Below are 4,290 nucleotides of genomic sequence, written 5' to 3'. Positions count from 1 at the left end.
GCCACCACACCTCGGTGGGGGACGGCGAGCCGGCTCCTTCGTACCTCAGCCGCCCTGTCCGACGAGCCCGGCCAGGTGGGCCCGGTCCAGCTTGGCGTGGGCGGTGAGCCGGAAGGACTCCACCGCGACCACCCGGCCGGGCACCATGTAGCCGGGCAGCAGCTCCCCCAGCCGACGGCGCAGCGCGGCCTCGTCCACCTCGGGCGCCTCCACGCAGAGCACCAGCTCGGCGTCGAAGCGCGTGTCCGCGTCCCACAGCACCGCGGTGCGCGCCCCGCCGAGGAAACCCGAGGCGGCGCGCTCGATCTCGCCGGTCTCGACCCGGTAGCCGCGGATCTTGACCTGGTCGTCGAGCCGGCCCCGGTGGTGCAGCAGCCCGTCCCCGGCCCGCTCCACCACGTCCCCGGTGCGGTACCAGCGCCGGCCGTCCGCCTCGGTGAACTTCACCGCGTTCAGGTCCGCGTCGAGGTAGCCGCCGAACACCTGGTCCCCGGCGAGCAGCAGCTCGCCCCGCGCGTCGAGCCGCAGCTCCATCGCGGGCACCGGCGTGCCGATCGGCACGATCCGGCCCTCGGGCAGCGGGTCGCCCGGCGCCATCCGGTGGGTGCTGACCCAGACGGTCGCCTCGGTCGGACCGTAGACGTTGTCGACGACCGCGTTCGGCGCCGCGCCCTGGATGAGCCGGACGGTGTCCACCGGCAGCGGCTCGCCGCCGATCACCACGTGGCGCGTGCCCGGCATGCTGCCCGGCGCGAGGTTCCCGGCGGCCCCGGCCGACTCCAGCAGGCTGGGCGTGCAGGCCATCACCGTCACGCCGTACCGGGCCGCCGTCCCCGCCGGGTCGAGCGCCCGCATCCGGGGGACGGCGAGGACGGCCGCCCCGGTGCTCCACGCGCCCCACAGCTCGAACACCGAGAAGTCGAAGGTCAGCCCGTGGCACTGGGAGAAGACGTCGCCCGGCCCGACCTCGAACGTCGCCATCGCCTGGGTCAGGAAGGCGTCGGCGCTGCGGCGGGTGGTCCCGGCGCCCTTGGGACGCCCGGTCGAACCCGAGGTGAAGATGTAGTACGCGACGCCGTCCGGGTCGGCCTCGGGCGCGACGGGCAGCCCCGCCGACGCCGGGACGGACGGCACCGCCAGGCCGTCCACGACCTCCAGCCGCAGTCCGGCCAGCGCCGCGAGCTGCGCCGCGACCAGCGGATCGTCGCTCCGGTCGGCGACCACGACGCAGCGCGCGCCGGCCTGCTCCAGGATGGCGGCGTTGCGCTCCGGCGGGAAGTCGAGCGAGAGCGGCACCACCGTCGCCCCCGCGAGCAGCACCGCCAGGTAGCCGCGGTAGGTGGCGGCCTCCCGTTCGCCGAGGACGGCGACCACGCCGCCCCGGCCGATCCGCTCGGCCAGGGCGCCGGCCTGGACGGCGAACTCGGCGTAGCGGAAGGTCGTCGCGCCGTCGATCACGCACACCGCGTCCGGGTGGCGCCGGGCCGAGGCGAGGAACCGCTCGGCCAGGGCGCACACCGCCGGGCCGGCCGGAGCGGGGCCGTCCTCGCCGAAGGCCGGGCCGTCCACCTCGTCCGCCCCGTCCGCCGGGAGCGCCTCCCCGGCGGCCGGGAGCGCCTCGGCGGCGGCCGGGGCGGACGCCCGGCCGTGCTCGCCGACGAAGGCCCAGAGCGAGCGCGGTGTGCGGAACGCCCGTTCGTCGAACGCGCCCAGGGAGATGCCGTAGTGGTCGGAGAGCGTCCGGCCCAGGCTCAGGATCCCCAGCGAGGTGACCCCGTAGGAGGTGAACGGCGTGTCGGGATCGGGTTCCGCGCAGCCCTGCCCGCGCAGGGCCGCCAGCAGCAGCTCCTCGAAGGCGTCGTCCCAGGGGCGCCCGGCTCTGGGCAGGGTGGCGTCCATCGTCACAGGTCCTCGACGATCTCGAGCACCGCGCAGGTCAGGGTGTACCCGGTGCCTCCGCCGAGCAGCATCACCAGGTCGCCGCGCTTCAGCTGCCCGGTGGTGAGCAGGTGGTGCAGGCCGATGAACTGGTCGGCGGTGCCGATGTGCCCGGTGGTCCGGCCGAACTCCCAGGTGGAGCGGTCCAGCGGCAGGCCGAGGAAGCGGTCCAGCTGGATCTCGGTGCGCCACTTCGTGGTGACCACGGGGATGACGTACGCCAGCTCCTCGGCGGTGACCCCGGCCTCCGCGAGCACCTTGCCGATGCAGGCGTGGAGCAGCGCCTCCATCTTCCCGTAGTGCTCCAGCATCGGGACCTCGGTGTCGTGGAAGCGCTTGCGCATCTCCTCGAAGTCGACCGGCGAGAGGTCGGCGCCGGAGGAGAAGCCACCGCCGCGCGCCTCGCCCTCCAGGGAGTTCTCGGCCAGCGTCACCAGCGAGCGCACCTTGGCGAAGCCGCCGGCGCCGCTGAGCAGCAGCGCGCTGCCGCCGTCGGCGAGCACGGACTGGTCGCCGTACCAGCGCGAGATCCACGGGTTGTCGAAGCGGTCGCCGGTGGTGACCAGCACCGCGTCCTCGGGTCCGTTGACGAACCGGCCGGCCAGCTCCAGCGATCCCATCGCGCCGTTGCACTCCTGGACGATGTCGAAGGAGGGCACGGAGGCGCCGACGGTGTGCTGGGCGACGTAGGGCGCGGCCTGCCAGTAGCGGGCGCCCTGGTAGTCGACGTAGGAGTGGAAGAGGGCGCGGACCTCGCCGTACCCCTCCCCCGCCATCGCGAGCGCGTCGCGCCCGGCGGCGGCCGCCATCTCGGCGGGGTACAACTCGGTCTCGACGCAGGCCGACTCGACCTCGTCCGCACGCGCGGCCTCGGGGTCGTAGCCGCCCGCCGCGATGGCCTCGGCGGCGGTCTGCCGCGGCGGCAGGTAGACGCCCACGCCGGCCACGTAAAGGTCGTTCATCAGATCACTTCGTCCCTGGCTCGGAAGTTCCACAGGCGGGCGGCGGCTCCGAGCCGGGCCTCCGGCCTGATGTTCGGTCAGGGCGCGAGCGCCTCAGCCCAGGGAGGCATCGGGTTCCCGGGCGGCGGGGGCGTGCTGCTCCGGCAGGCTCCGCTTGGCCTTCCAGTACTGGAACAGCAGCAGCCCGCTGCGGGAGACCACCTCGCACAGCGCCATCAGGATCAGGCTGGTCGGCCAGGTCTCGGCGGAGTGCATGTCCAGCTTCTCGCTCAGCTCGCCGATCGCCTCGGCCCCGCCGTGCAGCGCGACGATGCCGAACGCGAGCCGGCCGGCCATGCCGACGATCCACAGCACGGCGGCCGGGAGCGTCGCCCGCACGACGACGTCCTCACCCTCCCGGTGGACCTTGGTCAGCAGGCCGCAGCCGACGCCGAGCGCGATGCCCAGCGTGCCGAGCGCACCCGCGAACAGCAGGTCGGAGGTCTCGGCGGGGAAGTCGCCGAAGTACTCGAATCCGGCCCACACCACGAGCCCCACCGGCCACACCAGGCCGAGTGCGGTGGTCTTCCTCCCACGGATCTGGCGCAGGACCAGCGCGATCAGCCCGAGCGAGACGGCCCAGTCAGTCCAGCCCACGTTTCTCCTTCGGCACAGGTTTGCCGCCAGATGCATCACGAGATGATGCATCACGGGAGATAATTTAGTCCCGAGCACCCGCCAGAGCAAGGTCGGCCCGAACTCACCGATAGGATCCACGAATGGACGTTCTGCGACTGCACCGACTTGCCCGGCAGCTCCGGGAAGTCGCCCTCAAGGCCAGCCGGGGCGGGGAGGATTCGCCCATCTCCGTCGGCGACCTCGCGGTCCTGGAGAACGTGGCCCGCTACCCGGACAGCTCCATCGGCGAGATCAGCCAGCGGGCCGGCCTGGCCCAGAGCCGGGTCTCCAAGATCGTCCAGGACCTGGTCGAGGCCGGGGTGTTCCAGGCCAACAAGGACGCCAAGGACCGTCGGCAGACCCGGGTCCGGCTGCACCCCGACGCACACCAGAAGACCTTCGAGGACTACGGCAAGCGCCCGGTCGACTCCGCCCTCTCCGAGACCTTCCCGCACCTGGACGACGCCGGCCAGGCCCGCGCCACGGAGCTGCTGAACGAGCTGGCCGACCTGCTCGACACCAGCACCGACGCCTGAGCGCCCCGCCCAACCCCGGCGGGACCACCGCCCCTTGATCCACTCGACGCCCCCACCCTCCCGGGCGTCGCACCTCACCGCACTGCCAGGCCCGGGCCCGATCTTGGGTTCTAACGGTCCTCGCAACACCCGCGATCTGTGGGAGTTGCGAGGACCGTGGGCGTTAGGCGTGATGATCTTGCTGAGTTGCGGGAGCG

The 4,290-nt window shown here is 73.2% G+C and carries 4 protein-coding genes; 1 reads left to right on the top strand and 3 read right to left on the bottom strand.

The window, feature by feature from the left end; genetic code table 11:
- Window positions 1–45 precede the first annotated feature (45 nt).
- The 3 genes from ACFRAR_RS38290 to ACFRAR_RS38280 all read right to left on the bottom strand — a co-directional run bounded on the left by ACFRAR_RS38290 (window position 46) and on the right by ACFRAR_RS38280 (window position 3,536).
- Window positions 46–1,899, bottom strand: a complete 1,854-nt coding sequence (locus ACFRAR_RS38290) for an AMP-binding protein (RefSeq protein WP_380705008.1) — start codon at window positions 1,897–1,899, stop codon at window positions 46–48.
- A gap of 2 nt (window positions 1,900–1,901) precedes the next feature.
- Window positions 1,902–2,900: a ketoacyl-ACP synthase III family protein gene (locus ACFRAR_RS38285; RefSeq protein WP_380705006.1), complete on the bottom strand. Its 999-nt coding sequence runs from the start codon at window positions 2,898–2,900 to the stop codon at window positions 1,902–1,904.
- 93 nt (window positions 2,901–2,993) lie between these two features.
- A complete protein-coding gene (locus tag ACFRAR_RS38280; RefSeq protein ID WP_380705004.1) occupies window positions 2,994–3,536 on the bottom strand; it encodes a hypothetical protein in 543 nt (180 codons plus the stop codon).
- 122 nt (window positions 3,537–3,658) lie between these two features.
- Between ACFRAR_RS38280 and ACFRAR_RS38275 the strand changes: the two genes are divergently transcribed.
- Window positions 3,659–4,093 (top strand): MarR family winged helix-turn-helix transcriptional regulator, encoded by a 435-nt coding sequence (locus ACFRAR_RS38275; protein WP_380705002.1) that lies wholly within the window; start codon window positions 3,659–3,661, stop codon window positions 4,091–4,093.
- The last annotated feature ends 197 nt before the right edge of the window (window positions 4,094–4,290 follow it).

Source organism: Kitasatospora sp. NPDC056651, assembly GCF_042792155.1.
Taxonomy (GTDB): Bacteria; Actinomycetota; Actinomycetes; order Streptomycetales; family Streptomycetaceae; genus Kitasatospora.
Note: the sequence above shows the minus strand (reverse complement) of the source record. Positions and strands in the feature narration are given on the sequence as shown.

Coding starts and splice junctions, on each gene's coding strand:
- ACFRAR_RS38290 (WP_380705008.1), bottom strand. CDS start 1,899: ATGGACGCCACCCTGCCCAGAGCCGGGCGCCCCTGGGACGACGCCTTC.
- ACFRAR_RS38285 (WP_380705006.1), bottom strand. CDS start 2,900: ATGAACGACCTTTACGTGGCCGGCGTGGGCGTCTACCTGCCGCCGCGG.
- ACFRAR_RS38275 (WP_380705002.1), top strand. CDS start 3,659: ATGGACGTTCTGCGACTGCACCGACTTGCCCGGCAGCTCCGGGAAGTC.